This is a genomic window from Mycobacterium sp. ZZG (assembly GCF_054786995.1).
In genome coordinates, this window is sequence record NZ_JBTBFV010000022.1 from 47688 (window position 1) to 64635 (window position 16948).

Annotated in this window: 14 protein-coding genes and 1 pseudogene; 14 read left to right on the forward strand and 1 reads right to left on the reverse strand. The window is 68.8% G+C overall.

Annotated elements, in window-relative coordinates; all coding sequences use genetic code 11:
- The first annotated feature begins 18 nt into the window (after nucleotides 1-18).
- Nucleotides 19-180: a hypothetical protein gene (locus ACXMYJ_RS14480; protein WP_260753314.1), complete on the forward strand. Its 162-nt coding sequence runs from the start codon at nucleotides 19-21 to the stop codon at nucleotides 178-180.
- Nucleotides 181-183: 3 nt separating this feature from the next.
- Here ACXMYJ_RS14480 and ACXMYJ_RS14485 read toward each other — a convergent pair whose 3' ends face one another.
- Entirely contained in the window at nucleotides 184-1110 is a 927-nt protein-coding gene (locus ACXMYJ_RS14485; RefSeq protein ID WP_443188563.1) for a TauD/TfdA dioxygenase family protein, read from the reverse strand.
- 140 nt (nucleotides 1111-1250) lie between these two features.
- Here ACXMYJ_RS14485 and ACXMYJ_RS14490 point away from each other — a divergent pair.
- The 13 genes and pseudogenes from ACXMYJ_RS14490 to ACXMYJ_RS14550 all read left to right on the forward strand — a co-directional run bounded on the left by ACXMYJ_RS14490 (nucleotide 1251) and on the right by ACXMYJ_RS14550 (nucleotide 16943).
- A pseudogene (locus ACXMYJ_RS14490) lies at nucleotides 1251-1898 on the forward strand (ABC transporter permease).
- Nucleotides 1895-3067 carry an ABC transporter ATP-binding protein gene (locus ACXMYJ_RS14495; protein WP_460357085.1) on the forward strand — a complete coding sequence of 391 codons (1173 nt, stop codon included), beginning with the start codon at nucleotides 1895-1897 and terminating at the stop codon, nucleotides 3065-3067. The pseudogene ACXMYJ_RS14490 and the gene ACXMYJ_RS14495 overlap by 4 nt, the downstream one beginning before the upstream one ends.
- A complete protein-coding gene (locus ACXMYJ_RS14500) occupies nucleotides 3064-3846 on the forward strand; it encodes an ABC transporter permease (RefSeq protein WP_443188561.1) in 783 nt (260 codons plus the stop codon). The genes ACXMYJ_RS14495 and ACXMYJ_RS14500 overlap by 4 nt, the downstream gene beginning before the upstream one ends.
- Nucleotides 3843-4817, forward strand: coding sequence for a glycine betaine ABC transporter substrate-binding protein (locus ACXMYJ_RS14505; protein ID WP_460357089.1), 975 nt, complete (start codon nucleotides 3843-3845; stop codon nucleotides 4815-4817). The genes ACXMYJ_RS14500 and ACXMYJ_RS14505 overlap by 4 nt, the downstream gene beginning before the upstream one ends.
- Nucleotides 4818-4883: 66 nt before the next feature.
- On the forward strand, nucleotides 4884-6332 hold the full coding sequence (locus ACXMYJ_RS14510) for a flavin-containing monooxygenase (protein WP_460357092.1): 1449 nt from the start codon (nucleotides 4884-4886) through the stop codon (nucleotides 6330-6332).
- A 260-nt stretch (nucleotides 6333-6592) separates the two neighbouring features.
- Nucleotides 6593-10213 carry a cobaltochelatase subunit CobN gene (gene cobN, locus ACXMYJ_RS14515; RefSeq protein ID WP_460357095.1) on the forward strand — a complete coding sequence of 1207 codons (3621 nt, stop codon included), beginning with the start codon at nucleotides 6593-6595 and terminating at the stop codon, nucleotides 10211-10213.
- 40 nt (nucleotides 10214-10253) lie between these two features.
- On the forward strand, nucleotides 10254-11549 hold the full coding sequence (locus tag ACXMYJ_RS14520) for an HNH endonuclease signature motif containing protein (protein ID WP_460357098.1): 1296 nt from the start codon (nucleotides 10254-10256) through the stop codon (nucleotides 11547-11549).
- Nucleotides 11550-11592: 43 nt separating this feature from the next.
- Nucleotides 11593-11976: a PPOX class F420-dependent oxidoreductase gene (locus ACXMYJ_RS14525; protein ID WP_260753294.1), complete on the forward strand. Its 384-nt coding sequence runs from the start codon at nucleotides 11593-11595 to the stop codon at nucleotides 11974-11976.
- Between the two features lie 7 nt (nucleotides 11977-11983).
- Nucleotides 11984-12373: a PPOX class F420-dependent oxidoreductase gene (locus ACXMYJ_RS14530; protein WP_460357102.1), complete on the forward strand. Its 390-nt coding sequence runs from the start codon at nucleotides 11984-11986 to the stop codon at nucleotides 12371-12373.
- An 83-nt stretch (nucleotides 12374-12456) separates the two neighbouring features.
- A complete protein-coding gene (locus ACXMYJ_RS14535; protein WP_260753289.1) occupies nucleotides 12457-12942 on the forward strand; it encodes an FxsA family protein in 486 nt (161 codons plus the stop codon).
- A gap of 41 nt (nucleotides 12943-12983) precedes the next feature.
- Complete coding sequence (locus ACXMYJ_RS14540; RefSeq protein WP_260758145.1) at nucleotides 12984-14519, forward strand: amidohydrolase; 1536 nt, start codon at nucleotides 12984-12986, stop codon at nucleotides 14517-14519.
- The gene (lnt, locus tag ACXMYJ_RS14545) at nucleotides 14512-16158 is read left to right on the forward strand and encodes an apolipoprotein N-acyltransferase (protein WP_260753285.1); all 1647 of its coding nucleotides are present in this window, start codon (nucleotides 14512-14514) and stop codon (nucleotides 16156-16158) included. The genes ACXMYJ_RS14540 and lnt overlap by 8 nt, the downstream gene beginning before the upstream one ends.
- Entirely contained in the window at nucleotides 16155-16943 is a 789-nt protein-coding gene (locus ACXMYJ_RS14550) for a polyprenol monophosphomannose synthase (protein ID WP_260753284.1), read from the forward strand. Before lnt ends, ACXMYJ_RS14550 begins: the two co-directional genes overlap by 4 nt.
- The last annotated feature ends 5 nt before the right edge of the window (nucleotides 16944-16948 follow it).

Below are 16948 nucleotides of genomic sequence, written 5' to 3' on the forward strand. Positions count from 1 at the left end.
AACCGCGGAGTGATCGAAATGACCTATCTGACAACGACACACGTCCCGCAGAGCGCGCGACAGACGCCGGCCGCGGCAGCCGCGGCGCTGGACGGGTCGAAGGCTCGCCGCCGGCACCGTGCGGAGCGCGCCGGCTACCTGGAGGACGCGCTGTTGGCGCGGATGATGTACCGGCTGTGAACCTCAGCTCACCAGACGGGCCGCGGGCGCGGCCACCGGCGAATAGGTCGAGGCGTCCCCGGCGATGACGCGGCTCCGATCGCCGCGGACGTCGACGGGGACGTCGCCGGCGAGGGTGACCCTGCTCAGGCGGCGGTACTGGTCGTCGTAATCGGCGACGGCGTAGTGCTGGGTGGCCCGATTGTCCCAGACGGCGAGGTCACCAGGCTCCCAGTTCCAGCGAATTGTGTGCTCCAACTTGGTGATCCGATTCTGTAGCAGCTGGAACAGGGTCGCCGACTCAGCCTGGCCCAGACCGACGAAACGCTTGACGAAGTGGCCGAGCAGCAGCACCTTTCGGCCGGTCTCCGGATGCACCCGGACCACGGGATGCTCGACCTCGTAGTAGTCCGAGGCGAACTCCTCGCGATACTGGAGTTCGGTGTCGGCGAGTCGCTCGGAGCGGGGGTCGACGTCACCGGCGTAGTCGTAGGCGTTGGTGTGCACCGCCCACAGGTTCTCCACCAACGCGCGTAACGGTGTCGGTAACCGGTCGTATGCCGCCTCGGTAGAGGCCCAGGTGGTGGTGCCGCCGTACCGCGGCAGGGTGATCGCCCGCAGCAGCGAGGCCTTCGGGATGCGGTCGACGAACGTCACGTCGGTGTGCCAGCTGTTGGCCTTGTCGTAGCGCGAGTCGATCGGCAGAACCCTGTTGCCGCGCGAGGTGACCGTCGGATGCGCTGTGGTCGGGGTGCCCAGCGCGCGGGCGAACGCCAACTGGCCGTCGTCGTCCAGTTCGTGCTGGCCGCGGAAGAAGATCACCTTGTGCTCCAGCAGCGCGTCGTTGATCCGCGCGGCCGTGACCGCGTCCACGCCGTCGCGCAGCCGTATCCCGTCGATACGTGCCCCGATGACGGCTCCGAGCTTGACCACCTGTAGTGACGACGACATCCGTACACCTCCCTAACGTCTACGAAGCACTCTGACCGTCGGTGGCGCCGCCGCCCAGCGTTTGAGTCAGGCGGAGTCGAATCGGTGCCGTTTCGCAAGGGTCAAGATCGGGTACGGGGGGTCGCTGTGAGGCCGTCGCCGTGAATGCGCTGTGGGAGTACATCAGTGCGCACCACACGCAGTTGATCTTCGACTCCTACCAGCACGTCAGCGCGGTGGTGCAGAGCGTGCTGCTCGCGACGGTGCTCGGGGTGGCCATCGGGGTGCTCACCTACCGCAACACGTTCGCCGCCGATCTGGCCACCGCGACGTCGAGCGTCATCCTGACCATCCCGTCCTTCGCTTTGCTGGGTCTGCTGATCCCGCTGTTCGGCCTCGGCGTGATCCCCAGTGTGGCGGCGTTGGTGCTGTACTCGCTGCTGCCGATCATCCGGAACACCATCGTCGGCCTGACCGCGATCGACCCGGCGTTGACCGACGCCGCCCGTGGCCTCGGAATGAGCCGGCTGCAGACGCTGGGCCGGGTGGAACTGCGCCTGGTGTGGCCCGCCGTGCTGTAGGCGATGCGCCTGAGCACCCAGATGTCGATGGGGGTGCTCGCGATCGCCGCCTACGTGAAGGGGCCCGGGCTGGGCAATCTGATCTTCGCCGGCCTGGCCCGGGTGGGCAGCCCGACTGCGTTGCCGATGGCGGTGAGCGCAACCCTGCTCATCGTGGTTCTCGCGCTGGTGCTCGACGGGCTCCTGGTCCTGCTCGGACGCCTCACTACGTCGAAAGGCATTCGTTGACAGACCAATCAGAGCCCACCGGCGTGCGCATCGAACTCGACCACGTCTCCAAGACGTACCCGGGCGCCAAAACCGCTGCCGTGCATGACGTCTCGTTGGAGATCCCAGCCGGGGAGATCGTGGTCTTCGTCGGCCCGTCCGGCTGCGGGAAGACGACCACCATGCGAATGATCAACCGGCTCAGCGAACCGACGTCGGGCCGGATCCTGATCGGGGACAGAGACGCGCTGTCGATCAAACCGAACGAGCTGCGCCGCTCGATCGGCTACGCGATCCAGCAGGCCGGCCTGTTCCCGCACATGACGATCAGGCAGAACGTGGGACTGGTGCCGGGCCTGCTCAAGTGGGACCGCACACGTATCGAGAACAGGGTCGACGAGCTACTCGACATGGTCGGGCTGGAACCCGCCCTGTACGCCGACCGCTATCCGCGACAGCTCTCCGGCGGCCAGCAGCAACGTGTCGGCGTGGCCAGGGCGCTGGCCGCCGACCCGCCCGTGCTGCTGATGGACGAGCCGTTCGGGGCCGTCGATCCCATCACCCGCAGCACCCTGCAGGACGAACTTCTCGGGCTGCAGAGCGAACTCCGCAAGACGATCGTGTTCGTGACCCACGACTTCGGCGAGGCGGTCAAGCTCGGTGACCGCATCGCGGTGCTCGGACAGCAGTCCAAAGTGCTGCAGTACGACACCCCGCAGAACATCCTGGCCAGCCCGGCCGACGACACCGTGGCCGGCTTCGTCGGTTCCGGTGCGTCGCTGCGCCAGCTCGGGCTGCTGCGCATCAAGGAGGTCGCGCTGGAGTCGCGTCCGGTGGTGCACCGCGGAGACAGCGTCGAACACGTGCGGTCGGTGGTCGCCGCCAGCGACCACGACTGGGCGGTGGTGCTCGACGACCGTGACCGGCCGGTGAGCTGGGTGCGCGAGCGCATGCTCAGGCACGCGCGCTCGCTGGCCGACGCGGTCGAACAGCTCGGCGTGGTCAGTACGCACTCGACCCTGGAGGACGCGTTGGAGGCGATCCTGGCCGAGCAGCACACGTCCGCGGTCGTGGTGGGCGCCGGGGGCCGCTACGCCGGTGTGGTCACCCTCGACACGCTGATCGACACGATCACCCGGCTGCGCACCGAGGCCGATGCGGCCACGGGTGGGGGAGACGGCCCGCCGTGACCACCGCCGTCGATACCAGGTCGGACACCTCCGGCTCCCCGGCCCCCTCGGCCGCGGAGCGGATCCGGTTGCTGCTGCAGCCTGTGCTCGTGCTCGTCGTCGGCGCCGCGGTGGTGTTCTGGGCGTTCCACCGCGAACTCACCGCCACCCAGCAGGAGAACATCAACCCCGGCAACGTCGCCACCCTGATCTGGCAGCACCTGCTGATCACCGGCGCGGTCACCGCGATCGTGCTGCTGATCGGAGTGCCGTTGGGCGTACTGGTCACCCGTCCGGGAGCAAAGGTGTTGCGGCCCCTGTTCGTCGGGATCGCCAACGTGGGCCAGGCGGCACCTGCCATCGGTCTGCTGGTGTTGCTGTTCCTGTGGACGGCGCAGACGGGCTTCTGGATCGGCGTGCTGCCGATCGCGCTGTACTCGCTGCTGCCGGTGCTGTCGAGCACGATCCTCGGCATCGATCAGGTGGATCGGTCGTTGCTCGACGCCGGGCTCGGCCAGGGGATGTCGCGGGGCTCACTGCTGCTGCGGGTGGAGCTGCCGTTGGCGGTGCCGTTCATCCTCGCCGGTCTGCGCACCTCCCTGGTGCTGGCCGTCGGCACCGCGACGCTGTCATTCCTCGTCAACGCCGGCGGGCTGGGCATCCTGATCGACACCGGATACAAGCTGCAGGACAACGTGACGCTGGTCCTGGGCAGTGTGCTCGCGGTCTGCCTGGCGCTGCTGGTGGACTGGCTGGGAGGACTCGCCGAGTTCTTCCTCAATCCCAAGGGGCTGCGGTGACCGCGCGCCGGATCGCCGCGCTCATAGCGGTGCTCACGACGGTGCTGACGGCCTGCGGACTCGGCTCGGGCAGCGCGGTGCCGCTGCCGGTGGGGCCGGGCTCGGTACGGCCCCACCCCGGTCTGGAGGGGGTGCCGATCACGGTGGGCTCCAAGGAGTACACCGAGCAGGTCATCATGGGCTACATCCTGGAGTACACCCTCTCTGCCGCCGGTGCCGACGTCCGCGATCTCACCGGCATCGTCGGATCCCGAAGCACAAGGGGGGCACAGCTTTCCGGTCAGGTTGACGTGGCCTACGAGTTCACCGGCAACGCGTGGATCAACTACCTCGGCCACGAGAAGCCGATCCCGGACAGCCGCGCACAGTACGAGGCGGTGCGCGACGAGGACCTGGCGCGCAACGACATGGTGTGGCTGGAACCCGGGCCGATGGACGACACTTATGCACTGGCCGCCAGCCCGCAGACCGTCGAGAAGACCGGGGTGCGCACGCTGTCCGACTACGCGGCACTGGTCCGGCGTGACCCGGCGGCCGCGCGCACCTGCGTGGACACCGAGTTCCGGGCCCGCCAGGACGGCTTCCCCGGGATGGCGGCGGCCTACGGGTTCGACCCGGCCCGGGCACAAACGCCGATCCTGCAGGTCGGGATCATCTATCAGGCGACCGCCGACGGCACCGAATGCGACTTCGGCGAGGTGTTCACCACCGACGGCCGCATCGCAGCGTTGAACCTCACCGTGCTGACCGATGACAAGCAGTTCTTCGCCCACTACAACCCGTCGGTGACGATGAAGCGGGAGTTCTTCGAGGCGCACCCCGAGATCGCCGAGGTGACCGCACCCGTGACCGCGGCGCTGACCAACGAGGCGATCACCGAACTCAACCGGCAGGTCGACGTCGACGGCCGCGACCCAAGCGTGGTGGCGCGCGACTGGATGGTGGCGCAGGGATTCGTCACCACCGGATAGTCGGGCGATTCCGCCGTGGCAGACGGGCGTCGGGAGTAACGTCGGCCCTGCTCAAGGGGGTTCGGCATGCGGGTCACGGTGGCGGTCGTCGGCGCAGGCATGTCGGGCCTGTGCATGGCCGCGAAATTGCAGGACGCCGGCATCGAGGACTTCACGATCTTCGAGAAGGCCCACGAGGTCGGCGGCACGTGGCGCGACAACACCTATCCAGGGCTGACGTGCGATGTCCCGTCCCGTTACTACTCCTACTCGTTCCGGCCCAACCCGGAGTGGTCGCACATGCTGCCTCCCGGGCGCGAGATCCAGCAGTACTTTTGCCGGGTCGCCGACGAGCGCGGCATCCGGCGGCACATCCGCTTCGGAGCCGAGGTCACCGAGGCCGTCGTGCGCGACGGAAAGTGGTGGCTCACCACCGCTGCCGGTGTCGAGGACTTCGACGTACTGGTTACCGCGACCGGTTTCCTGCGCGTTCCCCACTACCCCGATATTCCGGGCTTGGAAACCTTCGCCGGACCGATGTTCCACTCGTCGCGCTGGGATCACTCGGTCTGTCTGCCCGACAAGCGGATCGGGCTCATCGGCACCGGTTCCACCGGCGTGCAGCTCACCGCCGAACTCGGCGGTAACGTCAAACACCTCAAAGTCTTTCAGCGCACGGCGCAGTGGATCTGCCCCTGGCCTAACCTCAGGGTGTCCGAACGCACGAAAGCCGCAATGCGCCGCTGGACGTGGCTCAACAGCTTCGGCTACTGGTTCTGGGGCGGCTTTGTCCGGTCCGTGTTCGGTGTCGCGCCCGTGCGGCCGGGGTGGCAGCGCCGGCTTTACCAGACTCAGTGCCGGTGGAATCTGCGGCTGTCGGTGCGGGACAAGCAGCTCAAGAAGAAGCTCACCCCCAAGGACCAGCCGATGTGCAAGCGGATGATCTTCGCGAGCCGCTACTACAGGGCCGTCCAGAATCCGGGCGTGGAGATCGTGACCGAGCCGATCGTGGAGGTGCAACCCCGGGGAGTGGTCACCGGCGACGGCACACTGCACGAGATCGATCTGCTGGTGCTGGCCACCGGGTTCGACTTCCACGCTTACGTTCGTCCACTCACGATCACCGGCGAGCACGGTCGCACGCTCGACGACGTGTGGGCCGACGGGCCGATGGCCTACCGAGCGGTGGCGGTGCCGGGCTTCCCCAACATGTTCATGCTCATGGGTCCCCACGCCCCGGTCGGCAACAACTCGTTGGTCCCGGTCGCCGAGGATCAGGCCGACTACGTGATCTGGTGGATCGACCAACTGCGCGCGGACCGGATCGTGTCGGCCTCGCCGACCGAGGAGGCGACCAAGCTCTACAACGACGCCATGAAAGCGGCGATGCCGAACACGGTGTGGACCACCGGCTGCCACAGTTGGTATCTCGGCAAGGACGGACTGCCGGAGCTGTTCCCCTGGGAGGCCTCCCGATACACCGAGCTGTTGCGTACACCGCAGGTGAGCGATTTCGAGGTGCGGACGGCCCCGTGAGGAAGCCCGCTGTGATGCTCGTCACTTCGCTGCGCGGATAGTTCCGTCACGCACAGGCTGGCTCTTTTGACCGGTACCGGCAGTACCGTTTCGCTACCGGACCCGCGGTGAAGACGCGGGAAGCCTGAGAGGAATGGCAATGCTGGCATTCATCGTTTTTACCGCAGTGATCGTCGCGTTCGTCGCCGCCATCGGCACGCCGTACCGGCAGACCTGGTACGGCCGCTGGCACGGCTGAGTCGGTCGGGTACGAATAGGGGGTGACTGCGCCCGCCCCCGCCCAGGCTCCGCCGACCGTTCTGCTTCTGTCGACCTCGGACACCGACCTGATCACGGCCCGTGCCAGCGGCGCCTCCTACCGCTGGGCCAACCCGTCACGGCTGGTCGAGGGCGAACTCGACGACCTGCTCGGCGACGCCGACATCGTCGTCGTGCGGATCCTCGGCGGCTACCGGGCCTGGGAGGACGGAATCGACGCAGTGGTCGCCAGCGGTGTGCCGGCGATCGTGGTCAGCGGTGAACAGACGCCCGACGCGGACCTGATGAACCACTCGACCACGCCGGCCGGGGTGGCCCTGCAGGCCCACATCTACCTCGCACAGGGCGGCACCGACAACCTGGCGAATCTGCACGCGTTCCTATCGGACACGCTGCTGATGACCGGTTTCGGGTTCGCCGAACCGAGCTCGACGCCAAGCTGGGGTGTGCTCGAACGTCCGTCTGCCGGCCCGGGTGGCCCGACCGTGGCGGTGCTTTACTACCGCGCCCAGCACCTGGCCGGCAACACCGGTTACGTCGAGGCGCTCTGTGACGCCATTGAAAACGCCGGGGGAGTGGCACTTCCGGTGTTCTGTGCGTCGCTGCGCACCGCCGACGACGCGCTGATCGAGTTGCTCGGCACTGCCGATGCGCTCGTCACCACTGTGCTGGCCGCGGGCGGAGCCACCCCGGCCGCCGTCGGAGCGGGCGGCGCCGACGATGCGTGGAACGTGGCACACCTTGCCGCACTGGACATTCCGATCTTGCAGGGCCTGTGCCTGACGAGTTCGCGTACGCAGTGGGAGTCCAACGACGACGGGTTGTCGCCGCTGGACGTCGCCACCCAGGTGGCGGTGCCCGAGTTCGACGGCCGCATCATCACGGTTCCGTTCTCGTTCAAGGAGATCGACGACGAGGGACTGATCTCCTATGTCGCCGACCCTGAACGCTGTGCCCGGGTGGCAGGCCTGGCCGTCCGGCACGCGCGACTGCGGTCCATTGCGCCCGCCGACAAGCGAGTCGCGCTGGTGTTCTCGGCTTACCCGACCAAGCACGCCCGCATCGGCAACGCGGTCGGGCTGGACACCCCAGCCAGTGCCATCGCGCTTCTGAACGCGATGAAGGACGCCGGTTACGACGTCGGCGGCGACTACGGCCTTGAGGCCGGTGCGCTGAGCACCATCATCGCATCCGGCGACGGTGACGCGCTGATGCACGCACTGATCGAACGCGGGGGCCAAGACGCCGACTGGCTCACCGAGGGACAGCTGTCCGGCAACCCGATCAGGGTGTCCGCCAAGGATTATCGGGTCTGGTTCGAGACGTTGCCCGCCGAGTTCGCCGACGCCGTGGTCGAACATTGGGGTCCGCCGCCGGGTGAGTTGTTCGTCGACCGAAGCGCCGACCCCGAGGGCGAGATCGTGATCGCGGCCCTGCAGGCCGGCAACATCGTGCTGATGGTTCAGCCGCCCCGGGGGTTCGGCGAGAACCCCGTCGCGATCTACCACGACCCCGATCTGCCGCCCAGCCACCATTATCTGGCCGCCTACCGCTGGATCGACACCACGTTCCGGGCTGACGCGGTCGTGCACCTCGGCAAGCACGGAAACCTGGAGTGGCTGCCCGGCAAGACACTTGGCATGTCCGCGGCGTGCGGCACGGACGCAGCGCTGGGGGACCTGCCGCTGATCTACCCGTTCCTGGTCAACGATCCCGGCGAAGGCACCCAGGCCAAACGGCGCGCACACGCCACGCTGGTCGACCACCTGATCCCGCCGATGGCCCGGGCCGAAACCTACGGCGACATCGCACGTCTGGAGCAGCTCCTCGACGAGCACGCCAACATCTCCGCGCTGGACCCTGGCAAGCTGCCCGCGATCCGTCAGCAGATCTGGACGCTGATGCGGGCGGCGAAGATGGACCATGACCTGGGCCTGGAAGACCGGCCCGACGAGGACACCTTCGACGACATGCTGCTGCACGTCGACGGCTGGCTGTGCGAGATCAAAGACGTCCAGATCCGCGACGGCCTGCACATCCTCGGTCAAACTCCAGCGGGGGAAGCGGAACTCGACCTGGTGCTGGCGATCCTGCGGGCCCGCCAGCTGTTCGGCGGTGAACAGACGGTGCCGGGTCTACGGCAGGCGCTCGGCCTGGCCGAGGACGGACACGATGAACGCACGGCCGTCGACGCCGCCGAGGCCCGCGCCCGCGAACTGGTTGCGGCGCTGCAGGACAGCGGCTGGGACGCCGACGTCGTCGACACCCTCACCGATGACGCGGACGTCGCGGCGATCCTGAAGTTCGCCGCGACCGAGGTGGTGCCCCGGCTGGCCGGGACCGCCGGCGAGGTCGAGCAGATCCTGCGCGCGCTCGAGGGCCGTTTCATCGCATCGGGTCCGTCTGGCTCCCCACTGCGCGGCCTGGTCAACGTGCTGCCCACCGGGCGCAACTTCTACTCGGTGGACCCCAAAGCGGTGCCATCGCGGCTGGCCTGGGAAACCGGTGTGGCCATGGCGGATTCACTGCTGGAGCGGTACCGCACCGACTACGGCCGCTGGCCGGAATCGGTGGGTCTGTCGGTGTGGGGCACTTCGGCGATGCGCACCGCCGGCGACGACATCGCCGAAGTACTCGCGCTGTTGGGGGTGCGGCCCATCTGGGACGACGCGTCGCGCCGGGTCGTCGATCTGGAGGCGATCCCGACGGCCGAGCTGGGCCGCCCGCGCATCGACGTCACTGTGCGTATCTCGGGGTTCTTCCGCGACGCGTTCCCGCACGTGGTGTCGATGCTCGACGACGCGGTACAGCTCGTCGCCGGTCTCGACGAACCCGCGGAGGACAACTACGTGCGGGCGCACGCCCAGGCCGACCTCTCCGATCACGGTGACCAACGCCGTGCCACCACAAGGATTTTCGGATCCAAACCGGGCACTTACGGCGCGGGTCTGCTGCAGTTGATCGACAGCCGCAACTGGCGCGACGACGCAGATCTGGCGGCGGTGTACACCGCGTGGGGTGGATTCGCCTACGGCCGTGGGCTCGACGGCGCCCCGGCCACCGACGAGATGAACCGGGCGTACAAGCGAATTGCGGTGGCGGCCAAGAACACCGACACCCGGGAGCACGACATCGCCGACTCGGACGACTATTTCCAGTACCACGGCGGCATGGTGGCCACGGTGCGCGCGCTGACCGGAAAAGACCCGGCCGCCTACATCGGCGACAACACCCGTCCCGACGCGGTGCGCACCCGCACGCTGTCCGAGGAGACCACGCGCGTGTTCCGCGCCCGGGTGGTCAACCCGCGGTGGATCAACGCCATGCGGCGCCACGGGTACAAGGGGGCGTTCGAGATGGCCGCCACGGTGGACTACCTGTTCGGCTACGACGCCACCGCGGGTGTGATGGCCGACTGGATGTACGAGCAGCTCTCGCAGAGTTATGTACTGGACGACGAGAACCGCAAGTTCATGTCCGAGTCCAACCCGTGGGCTCTGCACGGCATGGCCGAGCGGTTGCTGGAGGCGGCAGGGCGGGGCATGTGGGCTGCGCCTGAGCAGAGCACCCTGGACGGGCTGAAGCAGGTGCTACTCGAGACCGAAGGCGACCTCGAAGGCTGACCCGGAATCAATGTCGGTGGGTGGTTGTAGCGTCGGGTTTATGTTCGAAAGTGTGTTCGATGTCGATTTCGATGTTGATGAGGGGGCGTCGCAGGCTGAGTTGCGGGCGGTGGTCGAGCGGTGTGAAGCATTGAAGTCGGCCGCGGCCGCCGCCCAGGCCCGCGCGACCGCGTTGTGGGCGGCCAAACGCCGCGCCGCCGAGGACGCCGCCGGGATCCGCGCCGATCGGCGCGGGAAAGGGTTGGCCTCCGAGATCGCGTTGGCCCGCCGTGATGCCCCGGTGTGCGGGGGCCGGCATCTCGGGTTCGCCCAGGCCCTGGTCGAGGAGATGCCCTACACGTTGGCCGCGCTGGCGTGCGGGGCGCTCTCGGAATGGCGGGCCACCCTGATCGTGCGCGAGTCCGCCTGCCTGTCGGTGCAGCATCGCCGCCAACTCGATGAAGAACTGTGTGCCGATCCGTCGCGGTTGACGGGGTGGGGCAACAAGCGCGTGGAGGCCGAGGCCAAAAAGATCACCGCCCGCCTGGACGCCGCCGCGGTGGTGGCACGGATCAACCGCAGCGCTGCGGATTGTGCGGTGTCGTGTCGGCCGGCCCCCAACACCATGGTCTATGTCACGGTGCGGCTGCCGCTGGCCCAGGGGGTCGGGCTGTACGCGGCGTGCAAGCGGGCCGCCGACACCAGCGGTGACGGGCGCCCGCGCGGGCAGGTGATGGCCGAGACGATCTATGAACGGGTCACCGGGCATCCCGCTGCCGGGCCGGTGCCGATCGCGTTGAATCTGGTGATGGCCGATACCACGCTGGCCGGTGATGACGACGAGCTGGGCTGGCTGGACGGGTACGGTCCGGTCCCGGCCGGGTTCTGCCGGGCCCTGACCGGGGATGCGGTTGCTGATGCCCAACCCAAAGCCACCCTGCGCCGGCTCTACCGCCATCCCGACAGTGGGCAGTTGGTGGCGATGGAATCGGCCGCCCGGATCTTCCCGAAAGGGTTGGCGCAGCTGCTCGAGCGCCGCGACCGCACCTGCCGGACCCCGTACTGCAACGCCGTGATCCGCCACCACGACCACGCCATACCCGATCGGGCCGGCGGGCCGACCAGCGCACGCAACGGGCTCGGGATGTGCGAGGCCTGCAATTACGCCAAAGAAGCCCCCGGCTGGCAGGTCAACACCACCGACACCGACGGGGAGCACACCGCCGAATTCACCACCCCCACCGCAGCGATCTACCGATCCAGCCCACCCCAACTCCCCGGCCCACCGGTCCGCCGCCGCCTCAGCCTCCTCGAAGGCAAACTCACCATCGACCTCATCACCTTCGACGCCGCGTAATCGCGGCAGACATCACCTAGCGGCGTGCCGTTACATTGGCAGCATGACCGCCACCTTCGCTGATGTCGCCAAGTCCGAGTACATCCTGCTGACCACCTTCACCAAGGACGGCAGGCCCAAGCCGACGGCCATCTGGGCGGCCCCGGCCGGCGACGGACTGATCGCGATCACGCAGGAGCAGTCGTGGAAGGTCAAGCGGATCCGGAATACCGCCCGGGTGACCATCGCGCCGTGTGACCGCGCGGGCAAGCCCAAGGGCGACGCGGTCGAGGCGACGGCGAGGATCCTCGACAAGTCCGCCAACGGCGCGACCTACGACGCGCTCGGCAAACGCTACGGGTTGCTCGGAAAGACGTTCAACTTCTTCTCCAAGCTGCGCGGCGGCATGGAGAAGAACGTTTCGATCGAGCTGCGACCGGTCAATTAGAGGGCTCATGGCAGCTCCGACGTTCAAGGACGTCTACCGCGAGAAGTACCTGTTGCTGACCACCTTCACCAAGGACGGTCGGCCCAAGCCCACCCCGGTGTGGGGCGTGCCGCACGGTGACAAGCTGCTCATCAGCACCGACGACGGCTCGTGGAAGACCAAGCGGATCAACAACACACCGCGGGTCACCATCCAGAAGTGCGGCGTGCTCGGCAAATCGAAGGGCGAACCCGTGGAGGCCGTGGCCCGCAATCTGCCGAAGTCCGAGACCCGGCGGGTGTTCGACATGGTGACGCGCCGGTACTGGTGGCACGCGTGGTGGTGGGTCCCGCAGGCGATTCTGCGCGGAGGTGTCGACAAGGTGCACGCCGCGATCGAGGTCGAGGCCGCGCCTTGACCGTGCGCCTTTCCTGACCGAGACCCGACTCCTGCCGGAAAACCGACCTGGAACCCGCGGCGGCGCCCGCGCGTTGGCACACTATGGTGATGCGGCTGTTCCTGGTCTACGCGGTGCTCGAGTTGGCGGTTTTGGTGGCGCTGACCTCGACGATCGGTTTCGGCTGGACCGTGCTGCTGTTCGCAGGCACATTCCTGCTCGGCCTGGTCCTGGCCGGTTCGCAGCTGCGCCGTCAACTACGCCGGTTGCGGTCCGGACTCACGCTGGCCGACGCGCAAGGGGCGGTCACCGACAGTCTGTTGGTGGCGCTCGGTACCGTGCTCGTCGTGATTCCCGGCATGGCCAGTTCCGTCCTCGGCGCGCTGCTGCTGCTTCCGCCGACCCGCGCCGCAGCCCGACCTGTCGTCACCGCGATGGCCGCGCGCCGCGCCCCGCTGATCGTCGGTGTGAGCACCGTCGGGTCGGCCGCCGCGGGCCGCGCCGGGCGTGGCGACTACATCGACGGTGAAGTGGTCGAGGTCATCGACGACGTCGAGGTGCGGCCCGAGCGGCCCCGACTGCCCGAGTGACCACCACGCTTCTGCTCAACGGTCGTGTGCACAGCCCGACCATGCCCGACGCGACCGCGATGGCGGTCCGGGACGGCATCGTCGCCTGGTTGGGCAGCGACGACGTAGGGCGCACCCAGTTCCCCGACGCGAGGGTCGTCGACCTCGACGGTGGATTCGTCGCACCCGCCTTCGTCGACAGCCACGTTCACACCACCGCGACCGGTCTCGCCCTGAGCGGCCTGGACCTGCGCGGTGCGGCGTCGCTGCGGCACTGTCTGGACCTGCTCGCCGACTACGCCCGAAGCCATCCCGACGGGGTCGTGTGGGGACAGGGCTGGGACGAATCGCGCTGGCCGGAGCGCACCGCACCGGGCACCGCGGACGTCGACGCCGCGGTTGGGCAACGGCCGGCCTACCTCGCCCGCGTTGACGTGCACTCGGCGGTGGCCTCGACCCACCTGCGCCGGACCGCCGGTGTCGCCGACGGCGTCCCACTGACCGCCGACGCCCACCACACCGTCCGCCGTGCCGCCCGCGAACAGCTGACCGCAGCGCAGCGCCGCGACGCCAGGCAGGCCGCCCTCGACGCCGCAGCCGCGTCGGGCATCGCCGCCGTGCACGAGTGCGCCGGCCCGCAGATCGGCGGCCTCGACGACTGGCGGGAGCTGCGCGCCCACCGGCACGGCGTCGAGATCGTCGGCTACTGGGGCGAACCGGTTGCCGATGCCGAACGAGCGCGCGAACTGTTGGCGTCCACCGAGGCGCGCGGCCTGGCCGGTGACCTCTTCGTCGACGGCGCGCTCGGTTCGCGGACCGCGTGGCTGCATGAGCCGTACGCCGACGTGCCCGCCGACTGCCCGGCGCCCACCGGTAACAGCTACCTCGACGCCGACGCCGTCACCGCGCACCTGACCGCCTGCACCGAAGCCGGCATCACCGCGGGTTTCCATGTCATCGGCGACGCCGCCGTCACTGCTGTCACCACCGCGCTGGAGGCCGTCGTCGAACGGTTCGGCGTCGCGGCGGTGGCGCGCTGCGGGCACCGGCTGGAACACCTGGAGATGGTCACCGAAGAGCAAGCCGGCAAGCTCGGCAGCTGGGGCGTGATCGCGAGCATGCAACCGAATTTCGATGCGTTATGGGGCGGCACGGACGGCATGTACGCCCGCCGCCTCGGGGAGAAGCGGGCCGCGGGACTGAACAATTTCGCGGTGCTGGCGTCCCGGGGTGTGCCTTTGGCGTTCGGGTCCGACACCCCGGTCACGGACATGAACCCGTGGGCGACGGTCCGGGCCGCGACCACCCACCATACTCCCGGAAGCGCTGTCTCGGCGCGCGCCGCGTTCGCGGCGGCAACCCGCGGCGCCTGGCGCGCCGGCGGCGTCCGCGACGGCGTCACCGGCACGCTGGTCCCGGGTGCCCCCGCCACCTACGCGGTCTGGGATGCCGAGGAGTTCGACGTCAGCGCACCCGCCGACGCGGTGCAGCGTTGGTCTACCGACCCGCGCTCCCGGGTGCCGGTGCTGCCCAGGCTGGACGGCGACCTCCCGCGGTGCCGGCAGACAGTGCACCGGGGGCGCGTTCTTCATGGCTGACGTTCTCTCGCGGTTCGGGCGCGCGGTCGCCGACCGCTGGCACGTGCTGGCCGTGACGATCGGCGCCGGTCTGCTGCTGTGTGTGAGCTTCCCGCCTTTCGGCTGGTGGTACGCGGCGATCCCGGGGTTCGCGCTGCTGGGCTGGGTGCTGACGCGGAGGTCCACCACGGTCGCCGGTGGTGCGGGGTACGGCCTGTTGTTCGGGCTCGCGTTCTACCTGCCGCTGCTCCCGTGGATCAGCGGGCTGGTCGGGGCGCTGCCCTGGGTGGCGCTCAGTGCCGCCGAGGCGCTGTTCCCCGCGCTGTTCGGACTCCTGGCGGTGGTTGTCAGGAAGCTGCCGGGTTGGCCGCTGTGGTTCGCCGGGCTCTGGTCGGCGCAGGAATGGCTGAAGTCCACGGTGCCGTTCGGCGGATTTCCCTGGGGGGTGGTCGGCTTTTCGCAGACCGAGAGCCCGCTGCTGCCGCTGGCCTACGTCGGTGGCGCCCCGCTGGTGTCCTTCGCCGTCGTTCTGGTCTCTTTCAGCCTGGCCGCGCTGATCCTGGAGGTCGTCGCCTGGTGGCGGCGGGACACGCGGGCCCGCGCGGCCACGCCGCCTGCGGTGGTGCTGCCCGGGCTGTGTATCACCGCGGTGCTGCTCGCCGCGACGCTGGCCTGGCCGAACGTGCGCAAGGCCGGTCTCGGGGTCGCCGACGAACCGCTGGTCACCGTCGCGGCCGTGCAGGGAAACGTGCCGCGGCTCGGGCTGGACTTCAACGCCCAGCGCCGGGCCGTGCTGGACAACCACGTGAGCGAGACTCTGCGGTTGGCCGACGACGTCCGGGGCGGCAAGGCCGCCCGCCCGATGCTGGTGATCTGGCCGGAGAATTCCTCCGACATCGACCCGCTCGCCAATCCCGATGCTGCACAAGAGATCTCGAAGGCCGCCGACGCCATCGGTGCACCGATCCTGGTCGGTGGGGTGGTGGCCGCACCCGGTCGCAGCCGCGCCGATCCGGCGTCGACCAACACCGTGATCGTGTGGAATCCCGGGACCGGTCCGGCCGACCGTCACGACAAGCGGATCGTGCAGCCCTTCGGCGAGTACCTGCCGTGGCGCGACTTCTTCCGGAAGCTGTCGTCGTACGCTGACCGCGCCGGCTACTTCATTCCCGGTGACGGTGACGGCGTGGTCCATGCCGCGGGCATGTTGGTGGGCATCACCACCTGCTGGGAGGTCATCTTCGACCGTGCGGCCCGCGAATCGGTGCGCGCCGGCGCCCAGTTCTTGGCCGTGCCGAGCAACAATGCGACGTTCAACGAGGCGATGAGCGAACAGCAGCTGGCCTTCGGCCGGCTGCGCGCCGTCGAGCACGACCGCTTCGTCGTCGTCGCAGGCACCACCGGCATCAGCGCGGTGATCACGCCCGACGGCCGCGAGATTGCCCGCACCGGGTGGTTCGAACCGGCCTATCTGGACCGGCAGATCCGGTTGAAGACCTCGCTGACGCCCGCGACCCGGTTCGGCCCTTACCTCGAAGGGGTGCTGGTCGCCCTCGGCGTTGCGGGTCTTCTCGGGGCGATGCTGCACAATGGTTCATTCGTGCCCGCAAGATTCAGGGGTCGGCGATCGACCACCGACGACGACAAAGGAGCCCCATGAGCGTCCCCGGTGGCATGAGCGACGGCTCCGCAACCGGTGTGCGTCCCACGCGCCGCACCCTGGTCATCATCCCGACGTACAACGAGCGGCAGAACCTCCCGTTGATCGTCAGGCGTGTCCATGAGGCGCAGCCGGACGTGCACGTGCTGATCGTCGATGACGACAGCCCCGACGGCACGGGTCAGCTGGCCGACGAGCTGGCCGTCGCAGACCCCGACAGGGTCCATGTCCTGCACCGCACCGCCAAGGAAGGCCTGGGCGCGGCGTACCTGGCCGGCTTCGCGTGGGGGTTGGGCCGGCAGTACACCGTGCTCGTCGAGATGGACGCCGACGGTAGTCATCCTCCGGAGCAGCTCGACCGGCTGCTGCGCGCCGTCGACGCGGGCGCCGACGTCGTGATCGGCTCGCGCTACGTCGACGGTGGCGAGGTGGTCAACTGGCCCCGGCGACGGCTGGTGCTGTCGCGCACCGCCAACGGCTACTCGCGCATCCTGCTCGGGGTGGACATCCACGACATCACCGCCGGCTACCGGGCGTACCGCCGCGAGGTGTTGGAGAAGATCGATCTCGGTGCGGTCGACACCAAGGGGTACGGGTTCCAGGTCGACCTGACGTGGCGGTCGATCAACGCCGGTTTCACCGTCGTCGAGGTGCCGATCACGTTCACCGAACGTGAGCACGGGGTGTCGAAGATGGACGGATCGACGATCCGGGAGGCGATCTTCAAGGTCGCACAGTGGGGCCTGCGCGCCCGGCTGGACCGGGCGCGCGGCGTGGCCCGCTGAAGCGG

What these genes read in the sequence shown, in the direction of transcription:
- ACXMYJ_RS14480 (WP_260753314.1), top strand. Translation starts at nt 19, where the DNA reads ATGACCTATCTGACAACGACACACGTCCCGCAGAGCGCGCGACAGACG.
- ACXMYJ_RS14485 (WP_443188563.1), bottom strand. Translation starts at nt 1,110, where the DNA reads ATGTCGTCGTCACTACAGGTGGTCAAGCTCGGAGCCGTCATCGGGGCA.
- ACXMYJ_RS14510 (WP_460357092.1), top strand. Translation starts at nt 4,884, where the DNA reads ATGCGGGTCACGGTGGCGGTCGTCGGCGCAGGCATGTCGGGCCTGTGC.
- ACXMYJ_RS14520 (WP_460357098.1), top strand. Translation starts at nt 10,254, where the DNA reads ATGTTCGAAAGTGTGTTCGATGTCGATTTCGATGTTGATGAGGGGGCG.
- ACXMYJ_RS14525 (WP_260753294.1), top strand. Translation starts at nt 11,593, where the DNA reads ATGACCGCCACCTTCGCTGATGTCGCCAAGTCCGAGTACATCCTGCTG.
- ACXMYJ_RS14530 (WP_460357102.1), top strand. Translation starts at nt 11,984, where the DNA reads ATGGCAGCTCCGACGTTCAAGGACGTCTACCGCGAGAAGTACCTGTTG.
- ACXMYJ_RS14535 (WP_260753289.1), top strand. Translation starts at nt 12,457, where the DNA reads ATGGTGATGCGGCTGTTCCTGGTCTACGCGGTGCTCGAGTTGGCGGTT.
- ACXMYJ_RS14540 (WP_260758145.1), top strand. Translation starts at nt 12,984, where the DNA reads ATGCCCGACGCGACCGCGATGGCGGTCCGGGACGGCATCGTCGCCTGG.
- lnt (WP_260753285.1), top strand. Translation starts at nt 14,512, where the DNA reads ATGGCTGACGTTCTCTCGCGGTTCGGGCGCGCGGTCGCCGACCGCTGG.
- ACXMYJ_RS14550 (WP_260753284.1), top strand. Translation starts at nt 16,155, where the DNA reads ATGAGCGTCCCCGGTGGCATGAGCGACGGCTCCGCAACCGGTGTGCGT.